Source organism: uncultured Psychroserpens sp., assembly GCF_947503375.1.
Taxonomy (GTDB): domain Bacteria; phylum Bacteroidota; class Bacteroidia; order Flavobacteriales; family Flavobacteriaceae; genus Psychroserpens.
This window is the reverse complement of record NZ_CANNDQ010000008.1, coordinates 30218-53668: the sequence shown is the minus strand read 5'-3', so window position 1 is coordinate 53668 and position 23451 is coordinate 30218. Positions and strand designations below refer to the sequence as shown.

General features: G+C 33.1%; 24 protein-coding genes and 1 other RNA gene. 14 read left to right on the top strand and 11 right to left on the bottom strand.

Annotation, left to right across the window (positions count from 1 at the left end; translation table 11 throughout):
* Positions 1 to 46 precede the first annotated feature (46 nt).
* The 4 genes from Q0876_RS15700 to Q0876_RS13595 all read right to left on the bottom strand — a co-directional run bounded on the left by Q0876_RS15700 (position 47) and on the right by Q0876_RS13595 (position 1437).
* Entirely contained in the window at positions 47 to 415 is a 369-nt protein-coding gene (locus Q0876_RS15700) for a DUF2752 domain-containing protein (protein ID WP_367276655.1), read from the bottom strand.
* Between the two features lie 25 nt (positions 416 to 440).
* The gene (locus tag Q0876_RS13605; protein ID WP_299228772.1) at positions 441 to 716 is read right to left on the bottom strand and encodes a CD225/dispanin family protein; all 276 of its coding nucleotides are present in this window, start codon (positions 714 to 716) and stop codon (positions 441 to 443) included.
* Positions 717 to 808: 92 nt separating this feature from the next.
* Complete coding sequence (locus Q0876_RS13600; RefSeq protein WP_299228770.1) at positions 809 to 1141, bottom strand: CCC motif membrane protein; 333 nt, start codon at positions 1139 to 1141, stop codon at positions 809 to 811.
* 14 nt (positions 1142 to 1155) lie between these two features.
* A complete protein-coding gene (locus tag Q0876_RS13595) occupies positions 1156 to 1437 on the bottom strand; it encodes a DUF2752 domain-containing protein (protein ID WP_299228768.1) in 282 nt (93 codons plus the stop codon).
* A gap of 235 nt (positions 1438 to 1672) precedes the next feature.
* On the opposite strand from Q0876_RS13595, the gene Q0876_RS13590 reads away from it, so the two are divergent.
* Both Q0876_RS13590 and Q0876_RS13585 read left to right on the top strand, forming a co-directional pair.
* A complete protein-coding gene (locus tag Q0876_RS13590) occupies positions 1673 to 1873 on the top strand; it encodes a hypothetical protein (RefSeq protein ID WP_299228766.1) in 201 nt (66 codons plus the stop codon).
* Positions 1873 to 2421: a Smr/MutS family protein gene (locus tag Q0876_RS13585; protein WP_299228765.1), complete on the top strand. Its 549-nt coding sequence runs from the start codon at positions 1873 to 1875 to the stop codon at positions 2419 to 2421. Before Q0876_RS13590 ends, Q0876_RS13585 begins: the two co-directional genes overlap by 1 nt.
* On the opposite strand, the gene Q0876_RS13580 is transcribed toward Q0876_RS13585, so the two are convergent.
* Positions 2418 to 3377 carry a hypothetical protein gene (locus Q0876_RS13580; RefSeq protein ID WP_299228764.1) on the bottom strand — a complete coding sequence of 320 codons (960 nt, stop codon included), beginning with the start codon at positions 3375 to 3377 and terminating at the stop codon, positions 2418 to 2420. The genes Q0876_RS13585 and Q0876_RS13580 overlap by 4 nt on opposite strands.
* A gap of 137 nt (positions 3378 to 3514) precedes the next feature.
* On the opposite strand from Q0876_RS13580, the gene Q0876_RS13575 reads away from it, so the two are divergent.
* The gene (locus tag Q0876_RS13575; RefSeq protein WP_299228763.1) at positions 3515 to 4660 is read left to right on the top strand and encodes a cysteine desulfurase family protein; all 1146 of its coding nucleotides are present in this window, start codon (positions 3515 to 3517) and stop codon (positions 4658 to 4660) included.
* A gap of 31 nt (positions 4661 to 4691) precedes the next feature.
* Here the strand turns inward: Q0876_RS13575 and Q0876_RS13570 are convergent, their stop codons facing one another.
* A complete protein-coding gene (locus Q0876_RS13570; RefSeq protein WP_299228762.1) occupies positions 4692 to 7169 on the bottom strand; it encodes a carboxypeptidase-like regulatory domain-containing protein in 2478 nt (825 codons plus the stop codon).
* Between the two features lie 12 nt (positions 7170 to 7181).
* Positions 7182 to 8867 carry a M23 family metallopeptidase gene (locus Q0876_RS13565; RefSeq protein ID WP_299228761.1) on the bottom strand — a complete coding sequence of 562 codons (1686 nt, stop codon included), beginning with the start codon at positions 8865 to 8867 and terminating at the stop codon, positions 7182 to 7184.
* A 278-nt stretch (positions 8868 to 9145) separates the two neighbouring features.
* Here Q0876_RS13565 and Q0876_RS13560 point away from each other — a divergent pair, with 278 nt between their 5' ends.
* From Q0876_RS13560 to rny, 4 genes are all read left to right on the top strand, one after another.
* Positions 9146 to 9436 carry a hypothetical protein gene (locus tag Q0876_RS13560; RefSeq protein ID WP_299228760.1) on the top strand — a complete coding sequence of 97 codons (291 nt, stop codon included), beginning with the start codon at positions 9146 to 9148 and terminating at the stop codon, positions 9434 to 9436.
* Positions 9437 to 9451: 15 nt separating this feature from the next.
* Complete coding sequence (locus tag Q0876_RS13555) at positions 9452 to 9745, top strand: cell division protein ZapA (RefSeq protein WP_299228759.1); 294 nt, start codon at positions 9452 to 9454, stop codon at positions 9743 to 9745.
* A 56-nt stretch (positions 9746 to 9801) separates the two neighbouring features.
* A non-coding RNA gene (gene ssrS / locus Q0876_RS13550) (6S RNA) lies at positions 9802 to 9909 on the top strand.
* Between the two features lie 54 nt (positions 9910 to 9963).
* The gene (gene rny / locus Q0876_RS13545) at positions 9964 to 11541 is read left to right on the top strand and encodes a ribonuclease Y (protein WP_299228758.1); all 1578 of its coding nucleotides are present in this window, start codon (positions 9964 to 9966) and stop codon (positions 11539 to 11541) included.
* A gap of 76 nt (positions 11542 to 11617) precedes the next feature.
* Here the strand turns inward: rny and xerA are convergent, their stop codons facing one another.
* Positions 11618 to 12526: a site-specific tyrosine recombinase/integron integrase gene (xerA, locus tag Q0876_RS13540; RefSeq protein WP_299228757.1), complete on the bottom strand. Its 909-nt coding sequence runs from the start codon at positions 12524 to 12526 to the stop codon at positions 11618 to 11620.
* A gap of 252 nt (positions 12527 to 12778) precedes the next feature.
* On the opposite strand from xerA, the gene Q0876_RS13535 reads away from it, so the two are divergent.
* The 4 genes from Q0876_RS13535 (at position 12779) to Q0876_RS13520 (ending at position 15134) form a co-directional block, all read left to right on the top strand.
* Entirely contained in the window at positions 12779 to 13306 is a 528-nt protein-coding gene (locus tag Q0876_RS13535; RefSeq protein WP_299228756.1) for a porin family protein, read from the top strand.
* Between the two features lie 184 nt (positions 13307 to 13490).
* Positions 13491 to 14108 (top strand): outer membrane beta-barrel protein, encoded by a 618-nt coding sequence (locus Q0876_RS13530; RefSeq protein WP_299228755.1) that lies wholly within the window; start codon positions 13491 to 13493, stop codon positions 14106 to 14108.
* Between the two features lie 90 nt (positions 14109 to 14198).
* Positions 14199 to 14618, top strand: coding sequence for a type II 3-dehydroquinate dehydratase (aroQ, locus tag Q0876_RS13525; RefSeq protein ID WP_299228754.1), 420 nt, complete (start codon positions 14199 to 14201; stop codon positions 14616 to 14618).
* 33 nt (positions 14619 to 14651) lie between these two features.
* Positions 14652 to 15134 carry a hypothetical protein gene (locus Q0876_RS13520; RefSeq protein WP_299228753.1) on the top strand — a complete coding sequence of 161 codons (483 nt, stop codon included), beginning with the start codon at positions 14652 to 14654 and terminating at the stop codon, positions 15132 to 15134.
* A 57-nt stretch (positions 15135 to 15191) separates the two neighbouring features.
* On the opposite strand, the gene lpdA is transcribed toward Q0876_RS13520, so the two are convergent.
* The 3 genes from lpdA to msrB form a co-directional block, all read right to left on the bottom strand.
* Positions 15192 to 16568, bottom strand: a complete 1377-nt coding sequence (gene lpdA / locus Q0876_RS13515; protein WP_299228752.1) for a dihydrolipoyl dehydrogenase — start codon at positions 16566 to 16568, stop codon at positions 15192 to 15194.
* Between the two features lie 56 nt (positions 16569 to 16624).
* Complete coding sequence (locus Q0876_RS13510; RefSeq protein WP_299228751.1) at positions 16625 to 17179, bottom strand: DUF1572 family protein; 555 nt, start codon at positions 17177 to 17179, stop codon at positions 16625 to 16627.
* Between the two features lie 94 nt (positions 17180 to 17273).
* Positions 17274 to 17756, bottom strand: a complete 483-nt coding sequence (gene msrB / locus Q0876_RS13505; protein WP_299228750.1) for a peptide-methionine (R)-S-oxide reductase MsrB — start codon at positions 17754 to 17756, stop codon at positions 17274 to 17276.
* Between the two features lie 203 nt (positions 17757 to 17959).
* Here msrB and Q0876_RS13500 point away from each other — a divergent pair, with 203 nt between their 5' ends.
* From Q0876_RS13500 to glgB, 3 genes are read left to right on the top strand one after another with little or no spacing between them, the layout of a single operon-like run.
* Positions 17960 to 19897, top strand: a complete 1938-nt coding sequence (locus tag Q0876_RS13500) for an alpha-1,4-glucan--maltose-1-phosphate maltosyltransferase (protein WP_299228749.1) — start codon at positions 17960 to 17962, stop codon at positions 19895 to 19897.
* A gap of 2 nt (positions 19898 to 19899) precedes the next feature.
* The gene (locus tag Q0876_RS13495; RefSeq protein ID WP_299228748.1) at positions 19900 to 21531 is read left to right on the top strand and encodes a trehalose synthase; all 1632 of its coding nucleotides are present in this window, start codon (positions 19900 to 19902) and stop codon (positions 21529 to 21531) included.
* 3 nt (positions 21532 to 21534) lie between these two features.
* Positions 21535 to 23445, top strand: coding sequence for a 1,4-alpha-glucan branching protein GlgB (gene glgB / locus Q0876_RS13490; protein WP_299228747.1), 1911 nt, complete (start codon positions 21535 to 21537; stop codon positions 23443 to 23445).
* Positions 23446 to 23451: the final 6 nt, after the last annotated feature.

Genomic DNA, 23451 nt, shown 5'->3' with positions numbered 1-23451 from the left:
AATTTATTTACATTACACAAAAAAGCGGCTGTGACTAGCTGCTTTTTTATGGCGCTAATTCTGTAAACGGATAAAACCTTATATTTCTAAATAGCCAAAATAAAAGTACCAGTACAAGTATTATTTTAGTAGTTATAGGCTTGTGTAATAAATTAGGTATAGACTTATTGTAAACCTTCAGTAAAATGAAAAGAATTGCTTTGTAAGCTAATACGGCAAATAGTAGAAGAAGCAAATAGTTATGTCTTAAACCTGCTATTATATTTCCGTTTATGATTTGATGGATTGCTCTTTGACTTCCACAACCTGCACAATAAATCCCTGTGTAAGTGTAAAAAGGACATTTTGGAAAAAAACGATATGTAGATGGGTCCCAAAAAAAATATAGTGATAGTATTCCGAAAAATACGATCACTATAATTGGTATAAGAATTTTTGTTTTAGTAACTGCCACTTCCTAAAGCTCCAAGAAACGCAACTCCAAAAATTAATAGATAGAGAATCCATCCTACAACGGCGACTCCTATGGATACTAATCCCCAAGTTTTAGCATTTTTAGATGCTTTTTCAGCTTCATCATATTTCCCATCTTCAAATAAGCTATTAACCTTTGTTGCATAAATAATACTTACGATTCCAAAGGGTAGGCAGCATAAAATAGTACTGATAATTGCAAGTGCCAAATAACTATTAGGTCTTTGTGGTTTGTTTTCCATTATTTTGGGTTTTGATTGGTTATATTGTTCAAAAATAATAAAAAGAGCGGCAATAATTTGCCGCTCTTTATTATTTATTATATTCTAAATAATTATTGCCCCATCATTTCTCTCATTCTCTCTTCGATCATTTGTTGGTCTTGTAGGCCTTCAATACCAAAGTATGCAATAATCCATATGTAGTATGCAAGCGATAAAACACTTAAAATAATACCAATGATAGCTAAGATTTTACCGGTTTTCACATTCTGGTAACCTTTATATAATTCTGGGTTTTCTAAATATAAAGCAGTTGCTTTTTTAGCTAATACAAAAGCGATGATACCAAGAATTAAACCAATAACGCCATAGCAACAGCAGGTAACGATTGATAAAATTCCAAATACTAAAATAAGGGTCGAATTAGGTAATTGTTGTTTTTCCATAATATAGTTGTTGATTAAAAGTGTTTTAATATAAAGTTTCCTACAATGATTATAACATTAATAATTGCCAAAGTAATAATTATTTTACTCGCAAACTTATAATTTTTAAATGAATTTAATAAGGCAAAGCCTATAAGTAAGATTAAGGTGTATATTGCTGGATACATATGAAATGCTGCTACAAAATCGCCTTGTAATATGAGCGCTATAGAACGTTGTATTCCACAACCCATACATTCAAGCCCAAAAAGCTTTTTGTTTAAACAAGGCAACATGTATTCTTCTAGTGGAGCCATAATTTTTAATATTGCTAGCAAAAATAATAAACTTAAAATGTTTTGCGTGTATTATACATTTATTTTTAATCTAGTTTTTTGAAAAATAATATGGTTTTCTCTGAAAGCACAAACTAAAAAACTTACAGTTTGGTTAGTAATCAAATAGCTGGTTAATTTGATGAATGGCACATTGGTTTTTAGTGATAATAATATAATTTGGGTAAATTTGTACTAATAATTTAAATCAAAGATGATGTCCAGAACCATAAATTATATCTTAATATTAGTAGGCGCAATTGTGGCTATTTATGCTAAAGCTGGAGAAAATCAAAACCAATTTATACTTATTGGTGGTATTATGATTTTAATGCTGGGAATTTATAGAGTATCAAGAACTATTCCTAGCAAGAAAGATATTCAAGAAGAGGATCAAACTTCAAATAATAAGCCTTGATGAAATTCAATATTGGCGATAAAGTTTCTGTGATAGATGAAGCCATTTCAGGTGTTGTGGTTCAGATAGATAATACAATCGTTTGTGTTGAAACTTCTGATGGTTTTATTCTTGAATTCTCACCTAACGAACTTATTAAAACCGAATCGTTTTCTAATGGTATTTCAACAAATGAAATAATTGAAGTGATTAAGCAAAAAGAATTTTCTATAAAAAAGAAATCTATTAAAGTCAAGCCTAAAGCTCGATATCTTCCAGCTATGGAGGTAGATTTGCACATTCATAAATTAACGAGCAACGAGAGGCAAATGACCAATTACGATATGCTGACCTTACAATTGGACGTCGCTAAACAGCAGTTAGAGTTTGCTATACGTAAGCGTATTAGAAAAGTTGTGTTTATTCACGGTGTAGGAGAGGGTGTACTAAAGATGGAGTTAGATACGCTGTTTAGACGTTATGATAACATCAAATTTTATGACGCAGACCTACAAAAGTATGGCAATGGCGCAACCGAAGTTTATATTTATCAAAACCTAAAACTTTAATCAACAAATACAGTTTCTCCAACTCGTTCATTTACAGTAATATCGTCACCTTCACTATCTACTAATGTTCCAAAATTTAGTACTTCTTGAGTCAAATTTGGAAGCTGTAAATTAAATACCGTTATCGTTATTGTATAGATTTGCTTTATGATGTGTTGCCTGTATTCGGTTTCAACTACTGTTGTGCTAACTTCTGGGTTTAGGTAATCAGCAATAATCCCATTAGTTGAATCAGTAGCTGGATTATTATCATCTGGTGTAATATTTTCTTCATCACGAGTGTCAACACCATCACCATCATCGTCTTTATCTAAATAGTCAGGAATATTATCAGGATTCATTGGGCTATTTGCGTCTGTATTCTTTGGGTTTGTTAATGGGTTGTTGTCACCATCGAGGTTTTCTGTGTCCAATTCGTTTATGGTTAACACATTATCTCCATCATCATCAGCATCTAAATAATTAGGAATAGAGTCTTGATCTGTATCTGTTGGATTAGTGGAAGGGTCGTTATCACCATCTAGGTTTTCGTCTTCTAACTCAGCAGGAATCCCATCTTCATCATCTTCTATTAAAACCGTTTGAATCAAAAGGCTTCCCGTTGTGCTAAACGAATTACCTGTGATTTCAAGGTTAGCAGGTGGAATATCATTACAAAAAATATCTACTTCAGGAATTGAATTATAGGTTCTATAATTGAAAATATTTGTACTGTTATTGAAGTTTATTGTTTCTTCGTAAAAACCATCAGCGTTTACTGCCAAAAAATCTTCAATATCTCTACCATCAAGTTTTATAGAAAGCGTTTCGGCTGGACTTATATTTTCTTTAAAGAAAACAAGATTACCACAATGTTCAAATGTATCAGGGAAATCCAATTCAACTTCAAAGACATCACCATCATCACAGGTGTGAAATAAAACGCCTAAAAATAAAATAGAAAGTAATTTTCGCATGTTGTAATTCATTAAAGAAACAAAAATAGAGATTTGTAAATTTATAACGTTGCTATTAACAAATAATTTTAATTGTCGTCTATAGTGGTTTTATTTGCAATAAGAATGTTGCATCTTTGCATAATTAGTTAATGGTTATGAATTCAGTTTATTTTGATAATGCTGCTACAACTCAAATACGAAATGAGGTTATTGATCGTATGGCAGAAGTAATGAAATTAAATTACGGAAACCCTTCATCTACACATGCTTATGGAAGACAATCTAAATCGTTAATAGAAGCTTCTAGAAAAGAGATTGCTTCATTTTTTAATGTTACTTCTTCTGAAATTATTTTTACATCTGGTGGTACTGAAGCTGATAATTTGGTAATTAGAAGCGCAGTTAAAGATCTTAAGGTTGAGGAGGTGATTACCTCTAAGATTGAACACCATGCCATTCTTCATTTAATCGATGAATTGGTAATAGAATATAATGTTTCGGTGAAGTATGTAAATGTTGATCATAAAGGTGATATTAACATAGCGCATTTAGAGCAATTATTATCCTCAAACAAAAAACAGCTCGTCAGTTTAATGCATATCAATAATGAAATTGGAAACAAACTTGATATTGTTAAAGTTGCAAGCCTTTGTAAAACTCATGATGCTTTATTTCATAGTGACACTGTTCAGTCTGTAGGTCATTATAAGTTAGATTTATCAGCAATTCCTATAGATTTTATTGCTGCTAGCGCACATAAATTTCATGGGCCAAAAGGTGTAGGTTTTGCTTATGTAAGAAAGAATAGCGGACTAAGAGCTTCAATATTTGGAGGCGAGCAGGAACGTGGCTTAAGAGCTGGTACTGAAGCCATTCATAATATTGTAGGTTTAAATGAAGCATTGCGATTATCCTATCAAAACCTTGATTCAGAGCGTAGTTATATTGAGAATTTAAAGGCATATTTTATTCAACAATTAAAAACTATTTCTGATGAGATACAATTTAATGGACAATCAGAAAGTATTGAAAAAAGCACTTATACATTGGTCAACGTTTGTTTGCCTATCGCTCCAGAAAAGGCACAGATGTTGCAGTTTCAACTGGATTTAAAAGGAATTGCTTGTTCTAAAGGCAGTGCTTGTCAAAGCGGAAGTTCGCAAAATTCGCACGTGCTTACCGAAATTCTAGATGATGAATATTTGCAGCGACCTTCGGTACGCTTTTCTTTTAGTAGTTATAATACAAAAGAAGAGGTAGATTACGTTATTGCTGTGTTGAAAGAATTTATAAAAGCTTAAAAACTATGGCGTTACGATATGATAAAGCGTATTAAAACCTTGTACTTAACCTTACATTGAATACACGAGGTGTCAAAAAGTTTGGGATAGCAAATTGTCGTTTACTATATACATCTCTTACCCAAGTATTGGTTATAGAGTTCTGAGCATCAAATATATTGAATATCTCAAAACCAATGCTTAATTCTTTAAAATGACGCTTCCAAGTAGAGTTATAGGTCTTCTCTGGATTAACTAGGATATAAGAAATACCTACATCTGCGCGCTTATAATCAGGTAATCTATTTTGAAAGTCATAAGGATCTGCATAACTAGGCGAGCCACCAGGTACACCTGTATTATAAACTAAATTCAAGTACATTTTCAAGTCTGGTATGGCACGCATGTAATCCTGAAATAATGCACCAAACTTCAGTCGCTGATCTGTAGGTCTAGCGATAAAACCTCTATCATCAATGTTTTCTTCAGTTTTCAAATAACCAAAACTAAACCAGCTTTCTGTACCAGGAATAAACGCTCCGTTAAGTCGTAAATCTAACCCATATGCATAAGCTGTTGCGTTGTTGCGCGCTCTGTATCTAATACGTACATTTTCTAAAGTATATGGGTTAACGTCGGTTAAATTCTTATAATAAGCTTCAGTAACTAACTTAAATGGTCGTTTCCACATTTCAAAACTATACTCATTACCAATTACAATATGAAACGACTTTTGAGCTTTTACATCTGGTTGTACAACACCAGAAGAATCTCTTAGCTCTCTATAAAAAGGTGGTTGATAATATAAGCCTCCAGCAATTCTAAAGAGCATATCTTTCTCCCAGTCTGGTTTTATAGCAAATTGTGCTCTTGGGCTAAAAACAGTTTGTGTTGCGTTGGTTACTCCATTCTGATTTGGCACTTCACTATTTACAGTCCAATTATGAATTCTTACACCTGCATTGTAAAACACGTCATGGTTGCCAATTGTTGATCGTTTGCTCCATTGCGCATAAGCTTGCAATCTATCGATTTGTACTTCGTTGGTAGCTCTAACATTTTCAAAAGCGACCAATGGACCTTCAAAGGGCTCATAAGGCTGATTGTTTGGTGTATCGAAGATTGGAGGACGAACTGAAAATCCAGCACTATCTATAACTTCCCATTCAACCAAACGATCTCTAATGTCTTCATGCGTATATTTTACAGACCACTCTATCGTACTTTCTTCATCAATTTTATAATCGCCTCTGTGCTCTATATTAAAGATTAAAGCATCAAGATCGTTCCTGGCATGTGTGAGCTGCGAACCGATGCCTTCACTAAACTCAACTTCTCCTAAGTTTTCATCACCAATATTACTATTAACCTCACCTAATCTATATTGTGCCAAAATATCAAAATACTCTTCTTCTGTTGTATGATAGGCTGAAGCGATAAGCTTTAATGTTAGATCATCTGAAGCAAAATAATTAGCTTTAAACGCACCAAAGGAAGTAAAATATTGGTCTTTTTCTTGCCCATCATAAAATACTAAAAGTGCAACAGGCTCATCTAATGTTCCAAAATTGGTTTGTCTATTTTGAGGCTCGAAATCATATTTATTGAGTGATATATTTCCTAAGAAATTCAAATGAAATTTATCTGAAAACTTATATGTCAAATAGGTTTGAGCATCAGCAAAAACGGGAACAACATTAGTTTCAGTCTCCAGAGAATTAATAAAAAGGCTATTGTCTCTGTAGCGTAGACCCATTATGCCTGAAAATTTAGAGTCTTTACTTACGGTTTCTACGGCAACACTTCCACCTAGTAAGCTAGCTTCTGCACGTACACCAAAATCTATGGGGTTTCTATAAGTAATATCTAATACTGATGATAACTTATCTCCAAATTTTGCTTGAAATCCACCTGCTGAAAAATCAACATTTTGAACTAAATCTGTATTCACGAAACTTAACCCTTCTTGCTGGCCTGATCGGATTAGGAATGGTCTGTACACTTCAATTTCATTGACGTAAACCAAATTTTCGTCAAAATTACCACCACGAACAGAGTATTGCGTACTTAACTCGTTCGATATATTAACACCAGGTAAGGTTTTTAAGATGTTTTCAACGCCAGGTTGCGCACCTTTAATTGTTCTTAAAACTGCAGGAGGAATTGAGACAATACCTTCTACAGATTGTTTTGTATTGCTGTTGATGATAACGGTAGCAATTTGTTCGATCTCTACTTTCATAATAGGATTGAACTCAATTTCTTCTCCATTTTTTAAGTTGAATGTGGCTTCAATACGTTTATGAGATAGGTGAGTTAAAACAATGGTAACATCTGTATTTGCTGGAATTTTAATTTCGTAGAACCCATTTTCGTTAGAAGTGGTTCCACTATCACCAGCTTTGATGCTTACATTATAAACCGGTAAGTTGTTTTCATCAAGAATAACACCTTTAACAGTTGCAGTTTGTGAAATACCAATAAACGGTAATAATAGGAATAGAAATAGGAGTTGAATCTGAATTTTCAAAAGTCTTCTTTTTTATTTTCTAAAAAACGTTGCTTCAAATGTAGAACTATTTCCAATATTATCTATAACAATTACTTTCAAATTATTTTCAGTATCTGAAATTACATCATCATCAAAGTCGTAGGTTAAGGTGTCTTTTTTGTAATCATACTCCATTAAAATCCATTTCCCATTTATTGTAGCTCTGTAATTTCCGATACCAGAAAGATCATCTTCAATCTTAACCTTCAAGGTTTTGGATTTACTCATCCATTTCCCGTCTTGAAAATTTAACGGCTTAATGATAGGATTAATTGTATCTGTTGCTAAAGTAAATGTGCCAAGTGACTTGGTTCTAGCTGTTAGAAAATTGCCCTGTCTCGTAGTTTTGATGTAGCCTGGACGTTGATAATACCCATAGAGTTTGGCGATAAAAAGCTTGCTTTTATCTTCTTCAGAGTAATTTTCAATGTTGTAGTTAATAGTGTAGTTTTTCATTAGGGGAATAATATCTCTATGAAGTTTAAGTGTATCACTTCTAACAGAAAAATCGATATGAAAATCGTCATAAAAAGTATCTTCAGGAAAAAAAACAGAAACATTGTTGTCTTCAAGTCTTAGTGGTTCATTTGACTGTACATAATAAGCAGGTAAAACTTCATAGTTTTCTAGTACTTCTTTAGCTTTTTTTCCAGTAATGGGAATGCTAACCCAAGACTCATTTCCTTTGAAATCTTGAATCCTTATTTTATAAACAGAAGCTGTACTATCTTCAACTTTTATATAACCGTTATCAGAAACATCTTTTAACATACTGAGTGTGTTACCAGGCTGAACGAATAATTTTTGTATACGTGATTTGTTGGTTTTATATATTTCAAAATCGATATAGCGATTCAAGTGTTTAGTTTCATCAAAACTGAACCGCTTGAAATCCATTTCAAAATTCTTATTGCCATTAAAAAAGGTTTGGATATTGCTTACCCCATTTTTGTTATAAGCCAAATCTTGTTGATCGTAACTTACAATACCAAATCCAATATCTCCTAAGGCTTCGATAGGTTCAACAAAATAGTCGCCATTCTTGTTTGGTATTAACCTTAATTCTTTTCTAGTCTTAACGTTGTTAACATGAGACTTTCTGTCTTTTGGATAAGCATATATGCCAGTTACCATTGGTTGTTTAGAGTCTTTAATTTCTATGCCAAATAGCATAGGATTTATTGGGCGTTCGGCATTATCTCTTATTTCAAAGTGTAAATGTGGACCGCCTGAACTACCAGAATTTCCTGAAAAACCTACAACCTCATCACTAATAATCGGCAATTCTTCTGGAGCTGGAAACACCTCAACTTCATAGCTTTCTTTTTGATATTGACAGTCTTTGATATAGCGTTCAATCTTGGGAGAAAACTTTTTCAAATGTGCATATACACTTACATAACCATTTGGATGAGTGATGTAAAGTGCTTTACCGTAACCATAATGAGAGATTTTAATCCTGCTCACATAACCCTCAGCTGCTGTATAGACTTTCAAGCCTGTACGTTGTTGTGTTTTAATGTCTAATCCAGAATGAAAATGATTTGATCTTAATTCGGCAAAAGTGCCAGAGAGGATAAGAGTAATATCTAATGGACTTCTAAAGTAATCTTGAGGGTAAGGTGTTTGCGCATAAATACACAAAGGGAAAAACAGGATTAAAAATATATATTTCATGTTCATTTACATCTGTACAGAATTTCTATAACGTAAAAATATTAATTTATTTTAAATATAGAAAATATTCTACATAAGATTTAGAGGGATTAATTTTGGTCTCAAAAATTCAAAAATAAGAAAGATAAGCTTATAGGAAATAGTAAATTAAAGATTTAAGTAGTTGGTAAAGTGCATTATGACTGACGATAGGTTCTAATTTTCAAAATTTATATCAAAACTATTGTGATTTTTGATTAGGTATGTTAACTTTGTTACATCAGTATTGAATTTTGTAAATGAGTAAAATTGAGGATATTGTTGATTCGTTAGAGAATAAAATTAGCAAAGTTTTACACAAACTAGAGGTTTTAAAACAAACCAATGCTAAAATTTCAGAACAATTAGCAATCCAACAGCAAAAAAACATACAGCAACAAGAAGAAATTAGTTCTTGGGCTGATAAATATGAAGCACTCAAAATGGCAAATTCACTATTGGGCAGTGACGATAATAATAGAGAAACTAAGCTTAAAATAAATACACTTATTAGAGATATTGATCATTGTATAGCGCAATTATCAGAATAGTGTAAAAAGACATTAATGGCAGAACAGCTCAAAATAAAGCTATCTATAGCTAACCGTGTGTATCCTTTAACCATTGCACCAAGCCAAGAAGAAGGATTGCGTAAGGCAGCTAAAAAGATTGAAGCCATGATAAGCCAGTTTGAACAGAATTATTCTGTTAGAGATAAGCAAGATGTGTTGGCAATGTGTGCCTTACAATTTGCATCTCAAGTAGAACAGAAAAAAATAGATAAAGCCGAAGTAAGTGAAGAAGTAGAAAATAAGCTAGATGCTTTAAATCAGCTGCTACATGAACACTTAAGCGCATAACGTTCTTTTAAATAAAATAATAGGTTACTGCCTACATTAGTTATTTTTTTTGATAAACTCAACGTTAATTCTTTAAAAAGGGTGAGTTTAAGCTGTAAAATCGAGCTGCCTTTGAGCAGATTTTTGATCAGCTTGTTAGCCCTAAACTTGTTTTTAAGGAGTTTATACAAAATTCGAAACTGATGTAGGCTTTTTTTATATATAAAAACTAACTAAACATGGAACTAAATACAATTTTATTAATTGTTGGAGGCTTAGTATTGGGAATAATACTAGGATATTTCATTGCTAAATCCTTAGAGAAAAGCAATGCGTCAAAGCTTATTAAAGATGCTAAAAATGAAGCAAACTCTATTATAAAGCAGGCCAAAAATGATGGCGAATCAATTAAGAAAGATAAAATTCTTCAAGCTAAAGAAAAGTTCATTGAACTAAAGGCAGAACACGAAAAGGTGATTTTATCTCGAGATAAAAAAATGGCTGAAGCTGAAAAAAGAACGAGGGATAAAGAATCTCAGGTATCAAGTGAGTTGGCTAAAAGCAAAAAAACAAATCAAAGTCTTGAAGATAAAATTAAAGATTACAATTTTAGACTTGAATTTTTAGAAAAGAAGAAAGACGAGGTAGAAAAGGCACATAAGAGTCAAATCAAACAATTAGAAGTGATTTCTGGCTTATCTGCTGAAGATGCCAAAGCACAATTGGTTGAATCACTTAAAAGTGAGGCTAAGACTGACGCTATGAGCTATCTTCAAAACACCTTAGAAGAAGCTAAATTAACGGCTCAACAAGAAGCAAAGAAAATTATTATTAATTCTATTCAACGTATAGGAACTGAGGAAGCTATAGATAATTGTGTGTCTGTATTCAACATTGAATCTGATGATGTAAAAGGAAGAATTATTGGTCGTGAGGGAAGAAACATTAGAGCCATAGAAGCTGCAACTGGTGTAGAGATTATTGTTGACGACACACCAGAAGCAATTATATTATCGTGCTTTGACTCTGTAAGAAGAGAAATTGCTCGATTGTCTTTACACAAACTTGTTACTGATGGTAGAATTCATCCAGCACGAATTGAAGAGATTGTCAAGAAAACCGAAAAACAAATAGAACAAGAGATTATTGAAGTTGGAAAACGTACTGTTATTGATCTTGGAATACACGGATTACATCCAGAATTGATCAAACTTGTTGGTCGTATGAAATATCGTTCTTCATATGGTCAAAATCTATTGCAGCACTCACGAGAAGTTGCCAAACTATGTGGTGTTATGGCTGCAGAACTAGGTCTAAACCCAAAGCTTGCTAAGCGTGCTGGATTACTGCACGATATAGGAAAGGTACCATCTTCAGAAGCAGATATGGAAACGCCTCACGCTATCCTTGGAATGCAATGGGCTGAAAAACATGGAGAAAAGCCAGAAGTATGTAATGCCATTGGAGCGCATCACGATGAAATTGAAATGACAACATTACTGTCTCCAATTATTCAAGTATGTGATGCTATTTCTGGAGCACGTCCTGGAGCAAGACGACAAGTACTAGACTCATATATACAGCGTCTTAAAGACCTTGAAGATGTCGCATTTGGCTTTACAGGCGTAAATAAAGCTTATGCTATTCAAGCTGGTCGTGAATTACGTGTTATAGTTGAAAGCGAAAAAGTAACAGATGAGCAAGCGGCTAATTTATCGTTTGAAATTTCACAAAAAATACAAACCGATATGACTTATCCAGGCCAAGTTAAAGTAACAGTCATAAGAGAAACTAGAGCTGTAAATATAGCTAAGTAATAGAAGACCAATTCAATTGCAATAAAAAAGCACTTCTATAATTAGAAGTGTTTTTTATTTTCTTTATTTGGTATAATCAATTTCTTGGATGAAATTGCATTAATACATTTTTTAAATGCGAGCGATCCACATGCACATAGATTTCAGTGGTGGTAATACTTTCATGCCCAAGCATGAGTTGAATAGCTCTTAAGTCTGCACCATTCTCTAATAAGTGTGAAGCAAAAGAATGCCTGAAGGTATGCGGAGAAATGGATTTATTAAGGTTAATCAATTTAGCCAAATCCTTTATAATGGTAAAAATCATTGCTCTAGTTAACTGTGAACCTCTGTGGTTTAAAAAAAGGGTATCCTTAGATTCTTCATTGATACTAATTTTTGCGCGTTCTACTTTCCAGATATTGATATATTTTTGCGTGTTAGCTCCAATAGGTACAAAGCGTTGTTTATCACCCTTGCCTGTAACTTTAATGAAACCTTCTTCAAAAAAGAGATCTGAGACCCTTAAGTTGATAAGTTCACTAACGCGCAATCCACAACTATATAATGTTTCTAAAATAGCTCTGTTACGTTCTCCAATAGAGATGCCATTATATACTTTTGTTAAATCTATAGCATTTATTAGTGCATCTATTTCCTGAGTACTTAATGTGTCTGGAAGTTTACGTCCTATTTTTGGAGACTCAATACGATCTAATGGATTAGTTTTCCTGTAATCTTCAAAAACGAGATAAGAAAAGAAACTTCGCAATCCAGAAATGAGTCTTGATTGAGATCTGGCATTTAAAGATTTTGATACAGTATATATAAAGGATTGAACTGTTTCATGATCAATAACAATAGGAGAGGAGTTAATGCTGTTGTCTTCTAAAAAAGTAACTAGTTTTAAAATATCGAACACATAATTATCTATTGAGTTCTTAGAAAGCCCTCGTTCTATCTTGAGATAGTGTTTATAGTCTTGTATTGCATTTTGCCATTTCATTATAATTTGTGTACTAGTATTATGACTTAAACTAGATAAAAGTAATAGTTTTTAAGTACATATAACTAGATTAAACTACGTAATTTGTCGTATTTTTCTTAAAAATTGTTAATAATATTAAAATTAAAATACTGATAATCAATATTTTAATTTTAATTGTTTACAAAATTGTTAATAACTCCTTAATTTGTGCTAATTAATTGAAAAAAAAGTGTTTAGTTTGTATTAATCAATTTTAAAAACTTATAAATTATGAAAAAATTAATGTTATTAGCTGCTATTGCAGTTTTTGGTTTAACAAATGTTAATGCCCAAGAAACAACGTTTGGAGCTTTAGCTGGATTATCTATTTTGACTCCAGATGTAGATGGTGTTGACACAGATTCTGAAACGGGTTTTCATATTGGAGCCTTCGCTGATATTGGAATTTCCGAAAGCTTCTCTGTACAACCAGAATTAACTTATGAAATGGCTGGTGATATTTCATTGTTAAATGTGAATGCAATGGCTAAGTATCATGTATCTGAAGAGTTTAATATACAGTTAGGTCCTCAAGTAGGCTTTGCTGGAGGCGATGATATTGATGCATTAGATGATTTATTAGGTGACGATTTTACCAAACTTAATTTAAGACTTGCAGTAGGTGCTGGTTACGATATTACAGAAGATATTTTTGTTCAAGCGCGTTACGGTTTTCAACTTAATGACCACTTTACAGGTGATGGTGACGGCTCTGTGAAAATTAATACACTTAACCTAAGTGTTGGATATAAATTTTAGTATCTATTTAACATAATAAAAAAAGCAGTTATTTATAACTGCTTTTTTTATACACTATATTTTAATTCGTTGAAATGTAGATTTTTATCGTTAAAACGCATTTATTTATGCGTTTTTTCTTGTTTAAGACTATTCCTTCACATATATTTGCCGCCAATTTAATCAATTTTAAACTTAATCTATTATGAAAAAATTATTACTTATTGCTGCTGTTGCAGTATTCGGATTAACAACTGTTAATGCACAAGATGAAAACACAACCGGTGGTTTCGCAAAGGGAGATGTCTATGCAACGGGTACTGTTGGATACACTAATGCAAAATTTGGAGATATCAAAACTGATAACTTTACATTTTCTCCAGCTGTAGGTTTCTTTATCTCTGAGTACATTGCTCTTGAAGGAACTGTTATCTTAGGTTTTGGAGAAAGTTCTATTGACTTAGAAGGTGAAACGTTCTCTGTTGATAATTCTACTTTTGGTGGTGGTGTTGGTGCTACATATTTCTTTACACCAGCTAAACAATTTTCTTTTACTGTTGGTGCTGGAGTAGCTTACACTAATACTAAAACTGAGGTTGATGTTGAAGATTCTGCTGAATTAAGTACAGATACTTTTGGTTTTGTTGTAGCACCAGGTTTAAACTATTTTGTATCTAATTGCATCGCTTTAAGAGCTTCTGTTGGAGCTATTAGTTATACAAGTAGTAAATTAGATGTTGATGGAGCTGAGTCTTTAAACACATTCAATATTGGCTTAAACTTATCTGATGTTAACTTTGGTGTGACTTATAAGTTCAACTAATTGGTATTGTAATCTTCACAAGATAATTATAAAAAAACCGAAGCTATTAGCTTCGGTTTTTTTATGCCTAATTTTTAATACCTTTACTTTATGAAGAAACTCATCATAATCAACGGACCCAATCTAAATCTTTTGGGTAAACGCGAAACTAATATTTATGGTAATTTATCGTTTACAGAATTTTTTGACACCATAGTCAATAAGTATCCAAACATTTCGTTAGAACATTATCAGTCTAATATAGAAGGTGAGTTAATTGATAAAATACAAGAGGTAGGCTTTGATTATGATGGGATCATACTTAATGCAGCAGCATATACGCATACCTCAGTTGGTATAGGTGATGTTGTGAAAGCTATTGAAACTCCTGTTATTGAAGTACATATTTCTAATACATTTAACAGAGAAGAATTTAGGCATAAATCATATATTTCACCAAATTCAAAAGGCGTAATTTTAGGATTTGGCTTGCAGAGTTATGAGTTAGCCATTCTTAGTTTTTTAGATTGAAATTTGTATAACTCAAAAACCTAATGATATTATATGAAACACTTTGCATTCACACTTTTGTTCAGCCTGTTTTTTAATTTTGGACTCGTTGCACAAAATGATGTCGATTTCGGAATTAAAGGTGGTTTAAATTTAACTTTTTTCAAGGTTGTAGAATCTAATTTTGGCCCCAATACCGAAACAGAAGCTGGTTATTATGGAGGTGTTTTTGCTGTGTTTGATATTGAAGATGTTTTAGCAATCCAACCAGAAGTATTATATATTGGTCTGAATGATTTTAAATTTATTAATGCACCAATTTACGTTAAATACGAAGTTGCAAATAATTTTAATGTGATGGTTGGACCTAGCTTAAACTATTTCTTTGATTTTTTTAATAACAAATTTAAGGTAAGAGCTGATGTATGTGCTGCATACAATATTACAGATGCAATAGATATCCATACAAAATATACGATTGGCTTTGAGGAAATTGCACCTAATGGGTTGTTTTTTGGAGTGGGTATAAGGCTATAAAAAATGCGATTCGTATTGAATCGCATTCTTCAAAAATTAAAATTAGTTTATTTGTTGCTATAGATGGATAACTTCATCGTAAGCGTCGGCAACCGCTTCCATTACTGCTTCACTCATTGTTGGGTGTGGATGTACTGCTTTTAAAACCTCATGACCAGTAGTTTCTAGCTTTCTTCCTAAAACAGCTTCAGCAATCATATCTGTTACACCAGCGCCTATCATATGGCAACCCAACCACTCACCATACTTAGCATCAAAAATTACTTTTACAAAACCATCTTTATTTCCTCCAGCACTTGCTTTTCCTGATGCTGAAAAAGGAAATTTACCAATCTTTACATCGAGACCTTGTTCTTTGGCCTGTTTTTCTGTTAAACCTACAGAAGCAATTTCAGGAGAACAATAAGTACAACCAGGAATATTTCCATAATCTAAAGCTTCTACATGCTGGCCTGCGATCTTTTCTACACATAATATACCTTCTGCCGAAGCAACATGAGCTAGGGCTTGACCAGGAGTAACATCTCCAATTGCATAATAACCAGGTATGTTTGTTTGGTAATAATCATTAACTAATATTTTATCTCTGTCTACAGCTATACCAACATTTTCTAAGCCTATGTTCTCTATGTTTGATTTGATACCCACAGCAGATAAAACTATATCGGCCTCAAGAACTTCTTCTCCTTTCTTTGTCTTTACAGTAGCTCTAACACCTTCTCCTGAGGTATCAACTTTAGTCACTTCAGAAGAAGTCATAATTTTAATGCCACTTTTCTTGAACGATCGTTCCAATTGCTTAGATACATCTTCGTCCTCTACAGGAACAATATTTGGTAAATATTCAACTATAGTAACTTCAGTGCCCATAGAATTGTAGAAATAAGCAAACTCAACACCAATAGCTCCAGAGCCAACTACAATCATTTTCTTTGGTTGCTTAGCTAAGGTCATGGCTTCTCGATAACCAATTACTTTTTTACCATCTTGAGGTAAACTTGGTAATTCACGTGAACGTGCGCCAGTTGCAATGATGATATGGTCAGCACTATATTCTTTACCGTCTACTTCAACCTTTTTTCCAGTTTTTAGTGTTCCAAAACCTTCAATAACATCAATTTTGTTTTTTTTCATTAAAAACTGGACCCCTTTACTCATGCCATCTGCAACACCACGACTACGTTTTACCACTGCATCAAAATCATGCGAGGCATCTTTAACATTTAGTCCGTAATCTTCAGCATGTTTCAAATACTCAAAAACTTGAGCTGATTTAAGTAACGCTTTTGTTGGTATACATCCCCAATTTAAGCATACGCCTCCTAGGCTTTCTTTTTCTACAATAGCAGTTTTAAAGCCTAATTGCGAAGCTCTAATTGCAGTTACGTAGCCTCCAGGACCACTTCCAAGTACTATGACATCGTATTTACTCATGAGTTTATTTTTGTATAAATTTTGAGGATACGAAGTTACAAAACCTTATTGTAATATTAAAGGTCATCAGTAAAATGTCTGCGTCCTTTTTCGTGATTAAATTTTTCCTTGTTATAGGATACTGATTTTCCTTTTGGAATTGATAATGATTGCCAACCATCTAGCTTAATAAGTTTTCCTAAAAACACCAGTTGACCAATGTGATAAGAATAATGAGCCAATTGTCTGTTAATGGCTTCAGTAACTGTATGGCCTTGGTTTCTTATGTAAACTAGACGCTCTAAATCTTTACTCTGTAAAGGTGTTATTGCATTAAATAAGCATGCCCAACCATTATCCCAAGCAGTAATTAAATCCTTTCTGTTTTGAAAGGTATCAATAAACTCATCATCACGTTGTCTCCAATCTTTTTCACCATCTTCAGTTAGAAAATTAGTCCATCGGCTTAGCATGTTACCAACTATATGTTTTACAATAATTGCGATTGAGTTTGAGTTGTCTTTGAATTCTTTTTGCAATTCTTCAAATGTAAGTTGTGCAAATGTTTTATCACCAAGACTTTTATAATACTCAAACTGTTTAATGACACTTGGCAAATATGAATGTTCCATATAAATAAAAATTAAATTAAAAATAGTGATACGAATGTTTAAAAACTATAGATAGTTATAATTAGATGTTATATCACTATTCTAATTCTTTAATCTATTCTTTAGGAACAAACTTCAAAGCAACGCCATTTATACAATGGCGCTTTCCAGTTGTTTTTCTAGGACCATCGTTAAATACGTGGCCTAAATGGCCACCACATGTGGCACAGTGTTCTTCAGTTCTTGCATAACCTAAATTGTAGTCGGTAGAAAAGGCTACGTTGCCTTCGATTTCTCTATCAAAACTTGGCCAACCAGTACCAGAGTCAAACTTGTGTTCGCTTTTAAATAAAGGTGTGTTACAAGCCGCACAATGAAATACACCATCACCATATTCTTTATTTAATGGACTTGAAAAAGGCCTTTCGGTACCAGCCTCTCTTAATACGTAGTATTGTTGAGGGGTAAGCTCCTCTTTCCATTCAGCATCAGTTTTTGTAACTGTAAATGGCTCTTGCTTTTCAGTTTTATCCTTTTGTGCATTACCATTACAGCTGAATAATAATAAAAATGTGAATAGTATAAATAAGTTTTTCATAATTGTTCTTTTGGTAAATTTTGTCGATGTAATATTTAGTTCTTTACAACTACTAGTAAATTTAAGAATAAATAAAAGTTTGGTCAATGTGTTTTTTGATAAAAATACTTATTAACATCAAACGTTGTAGTTACCTTCAAAGCGCTGGTTTTGAACTATACTGACTCTTAATTTTATATTTTTACACTATAAAACCAACAAATATGTTAAACCAAAAGCGTGTTGTAATTGATCATGTTTCACCACAAATAAATGGAGGTGATTTTTTTATCAAGCGAGTTGTTAACGAAATAGTAAATATACATGCGCATGTCTTAGTTGATGGACATGATGTGATAGCAGCTTCAGTATTGTATAAGCATGAAAAGTCCAGAGTGTGGAGCGAAACACGAATGCAATTAATTGAGAATGATGAATGGAGGACTTCTTTTGTAGTAGAAAAACAAGGATTTTACAGTTATAAAGTAGAAGCATGGGTTGATTATGCGCTCAATTGGCAACATGGAATTGAACGTAAGATCGATGATGGACAACAAGTGAAATCTGAGCTTTTAGAAGGTATTCTCTATCTACAAGCTTTAGTAAAAAAGGTGAATAAAGCAGAAAAAACATATTTAGAAAAATGTATTAAAGCTTTTGAGGATGAGACACAATATGCTATTGCTAAATTAGAAGCCAAGAGTAAAAGATTACATGCAATCTTTACAAAGTACCCTGAAAAGCACTTGTCTAATTCAACGCATGAGTTGCAAGTTTATGTCGACCGTAAGAAAGCAAGATTTAGTACTTGGTATGAGTTTTTTCCACGTTCTGCATCTGAAAAAGAAGGTCAGCATGGAACATTTAAAGACTGTGAACGGTTGTTACCAAGAGTAGCTCAAATGGGTTTTGACACGTTATATTTTCCGCCAGTGCATCCTATTGGAGAAGTTAATAGAAAGGGTAAAAACAATACAACTGAAGCTAATAAAGATGATGTAGGGTCTGCTTGGGGAATTGGTTCTAAATATGGTGGCCATAAAGCCATTCATCCACAGCTTGGAACTGTTGAGGATTTCAAATCATTAATTCAAAAAGCGAAAGATATAAATATTGAAGTGGCCATGGACTACGCTTTACAAGCTGCACCAGATCATCCATGGGTAACATCACATCCAGATTGGTTCAAATGGCGACCTGATGGTACCGTTCAATATGCTGAAAACCCACCAAAGAAATATCAAGATATTTTGCCAATTTATTGGGAAAGTAAAGACTATAAAAACTTATGGCAGGAATGTCTTGATACCATGTTATATTGGATTAATTGCGGTATAAATGTGTTTAGAGTTGACAATCCACATACCAAACCTTATTATTTTTGGAACTGGTTAATTTCTGAAGTAAAGCAAAAGCACCCAGATGTTATTTTCTTAGCCGAAGCATTTACTAGACCTAAAGTGATGCAGCAGTTAGCAAAACAAGGCTACTCACAATCGTATACTTATTTTACTTGGCGCACATCAAAACAAGAGTTTATTGATTATATCAATGAGTTAACACAAACGGATCAGCGTGAATATATGCAGCCTAATTTTTGGCCAAATACTCCAGATATCAATCCTTATCATTTGCAAGGAGCAAGTGAGTCTATGTACCTTCAACGTTACGCACTTGCGGCTACATTAAGTTCTAGTATTGGTATTTATGGACCAGTTTTCGAGCAAATGATCTCTGAAGCTATTCCTGGTAAAGAAGAATATCACATGTCTGAAAAATTTGAAGTAAAGTATTACGACTGGTTTAAAGAGAATAAACTCACGTTATTAATTACTAAGATCAATGAGTTAAGACATGAAAACGAAGCTCTACAACAAACCAATAATATTAAATTTTGTTACGTAGAGAACGATAATTTGTTAGCATTCTACAAATGGAATACCGAAAAAACCAATGAGCTTTTAATCGTTATAAGTTTAGATCAATATTACAAACAACAAGGTACAGTTCAATTGCCTTTAGATGCTATTGGAGTAGCGTCAGGACATACACTACATATGCACGATTTAATAACTGGAAGTAGTTATAATTGGGATCAAGAGTGGAATTATGTAGAGTTGCATCCAACACTGCCTTTTCATATCTTTAAGATAAACAAATAAGCATGTCAAAAAAGTCTACTAAAAACATAAGTTTACAGCCACCATTTAATTTTAATGACCGATGGGAAGAGTTGCTAGATAACAAAGATTTCGTTAAGGTGTTTTTGTCTGATGTTTTAGAAGATTACGTTAAAAAACAGCGTTGGTATGGTGGCAAGTCGAGCAAGTTAAAATATATTGAGCTTGCTGAGTATTTTAAAATTCAACAGAATGAAGAAGTTTACTATGGCTTAATTTTAGAAATTAATTTTGACGAAGCATTCTACCAACATTACTTTTTACCTATTGCTTTTGTTTCAGATGAAAATTTTGCCAAAGAGAATCGAATTCTGCCTATTAGTATTCAAAACCAAAAAGGATTTATCATAGACGCTATTCATTTAGAAGCATTTAGAAAGGTCGTTTTTGAACGAATTTTAAACGCACTTCCTAAAGACAAAACAAGAGTGCGTTATCATAAAAGTGAGCTATTTAAAAATTGTCAGTATGAATCTTCACGATTCATGGGTTTGGAGCAAAGTAACACTTCAATTGTATACAACGAAAAGTTTGTGCTGAAGTTCTTCAGACGCATTTATGCAGATCGTAATCCAGATTATGAAATGAGTCGTTTTTTATCTGAAAAAAAAGACTTTAAAAATACACCAGCATATCTTGGTAGCATTCAAATTAAAGATAGTGATAATACGAACATCACTATAGGCTTGATGCAAGAAATGGTAGATAATGATGGTGATGCTTGGGAATATATGCTCAGAGAGCTGCACAAAGTATTCTCTAATCTTGAATATAAAAATATAGATATAAGCGCACTACCTAGAACTGAAGATTATGGTAGATTAGATATTGGTGATGTCCCTCCAAGAATTATAGATTGGGCAGGACTTAATGTGTTTTTAAAAATTCAAATACTTGCTAAACGTACTGCCGAAATGCACATAGCATTAGGCAGTGAATTTGAAGACACGTCCTTTACACCAACTCATTTTAATGGTGACTACACCGTTTGGTTAAAAAATAGATTGTTGTACCAATTTCAAAATAGATTGAACTCCATTGAAAATAATTTGCATAAATTGGATGGGTTAGCTTTAGATCTAGCCAATGAATTTTTAGACCGGAAAAATGAAATCCGTAAACAATTTGTGAATTTTGATTGGACAAAACTAAAAGGCGAACGTATTAGGGTTCATGGTGATTATCATTTGGGTCAGGTTCTAGTTAAAGATGATGATTTTTATATTCTTGATTTTGAAGGAGAACCAGAAAGTACCATTAGAGATCGAAAAGTAAAACAGCCTCCTCTAAAAGATGTTGCTGGTATGTTTCGTTCATTTCATTATGCGATATATGCGACAATTTTTAATAATATCGATTTATACAAGCAAGAACAAACCAAACTCTTTGAAGCAGCCGAGATTCTATATCAATACTTCAAAGGGGTGTTTTTAGGAACTTATATTATTGAAATACAAAATGCAAATATTAATATAGGATATCATCAAGAACGCATTTTTTTATTAAAATATTCACTGTTAGAGAAAGCAGTTTACGAGTTAGGTTACGAGCTTAATTCACGCCCACGTTGGGCAGTTATTCCTCTAAAAGGAATTTCTAATATCATTAATAATTAACTTATGGCAGAAGTAATAGCGCACAGTCTATTTACAGAATTTGATATCGATCTTTTTAAAGCAGGCAAACATTATCGACTGTATGAAAAATTTGGATCGCATACCATGACATTAAATGGAGTAGAAGGCACCTATTTTGCTGTTTGGGCTCCAAGCGCAAAACATGTTTCGGTAATTGGAGATTTTAATTTTTGGGTAGAAGGTACACATTCTTTAAATGTACGCTGGGATTCTAGTGGTATATGGGAAGGTTTTATTCCAGGTGCTGGTAAAGGAAGTGTATATAAGTATAAGATCCAAAGTAATAATAATGACATTAAAACTGAAAAAGCAGACCCTTATGCTAGACGCTGTGAACATCCACCGAAAACAGCGTCTATAGTTTGGGATCACACCTATAATTGGAATGATGATAAGTGGATGAAGAAGCGTAAAAAGCATAATGCATTAGATGCTCCTTTTTCGGTATATGAAGTGCATTTAGGTTCTTGGAAAAAACAAATTGAAGAAAACCGTTTCCTATCCTATGTCGAGCTTGCTGATGATTTAGTGAATTACGTTAAGGAAATGAATTTCACTCATGTTGAGCTAATGCCAATAATGGAATACCCTTACGACCCAAGTTGGGGTTACCAATTAACAGGGTATTTTGCACCAACATCTCGTTTTGGATACCCTGAAGAATTTAAGCTGTTAGTCGATAAATTGCATCAAAATAATATTGGAATTATCTTAGATTGGGTGCCGTCACATTTTCCTGAAGATGCGCATGGTTTAGGTTTCTTTGACGGTTCTCATTTGTACGAACATCCAGATCCTAAAAAAGGATATCATAACGATTGGAAGAGCTTAATTTTTAATTACGGACGTAATGAAGTAAAATCATTTCTAATAAGTAATGCTATATTTTGGCTAGACCAGTATCATGCAGATGGTTTAAGAGTTGATGCTGTAGCGTCAATGCTTTTTTTAGATTACTCAAGAGAAGAAGGTCAGTGGGAACCAAATATGTATGGTGGTCGTGAAAATTTAGAAGCCATTGCATTTATGCGTGAGATGAATGAAGCTGTTTATTCAAGTTTTCCAGATGTGCAAACCATTGCTGAAGAGTCTACTGCATTTCCAATGGTATCAAAGCCGACATTTATGGGTGGGTTAGGATTTGGAATGAAATGGATGATGGGTTGGATGCATGATACGCTTCAGTATTTTGCAAAAGAACCTATTTATAGACGTTTTCATCAAAACGACCTAACGTTTAGCATGACCTATGCTTTTACTGAAAACTTTATGTTGCCATTAAGTCATGATGAAGTAGTTTATGGTAAAAAATCAATTCTTGGAAGAATGCCAGGAGATGAATGGCAACGCTTTGCAAATTTGAGAATTTTGTACAGTTACATGTTCACACATCCAGGAACTAACTTACTATTTCAAGGTGCAGAATTTGCACAAAGTGAAGAATGGAATTTTCAGCAAAGTCTCGATTGGCATCTTTTAGATTTTAAACCACACAAAGGAATTCAAGAGCTAATAAAAGACTTGAATAAACTATATAAAAAAGAACCAGCTTTGTACCAAAAGCAATTTTCAGGTGAAGGTTTTGAATGGATTGATTATAATGATGCTGAAAATTCAATGTTTGTATACATGCGTCATGGCCATGATAAGAAAGACTCTATTATTGTTATCTGTAATATGACTCCGATACCCAAGGAAAATTACAAATTAGGACTACCAAAAGCAGGTAAAATAAAACAAATCTTCAATAGCGATTCAAAAAAATATTTTGGGACAGGCGATTTTGTAAATAAGCCCTTAAGTGTTAAGGAACAACCTTGGCAATTTAGAGACTTCTCTGCTGAAATTATCATTCCGCCATTAAGTGTAGTGATGTTTAAATACCATAACTAATTATTA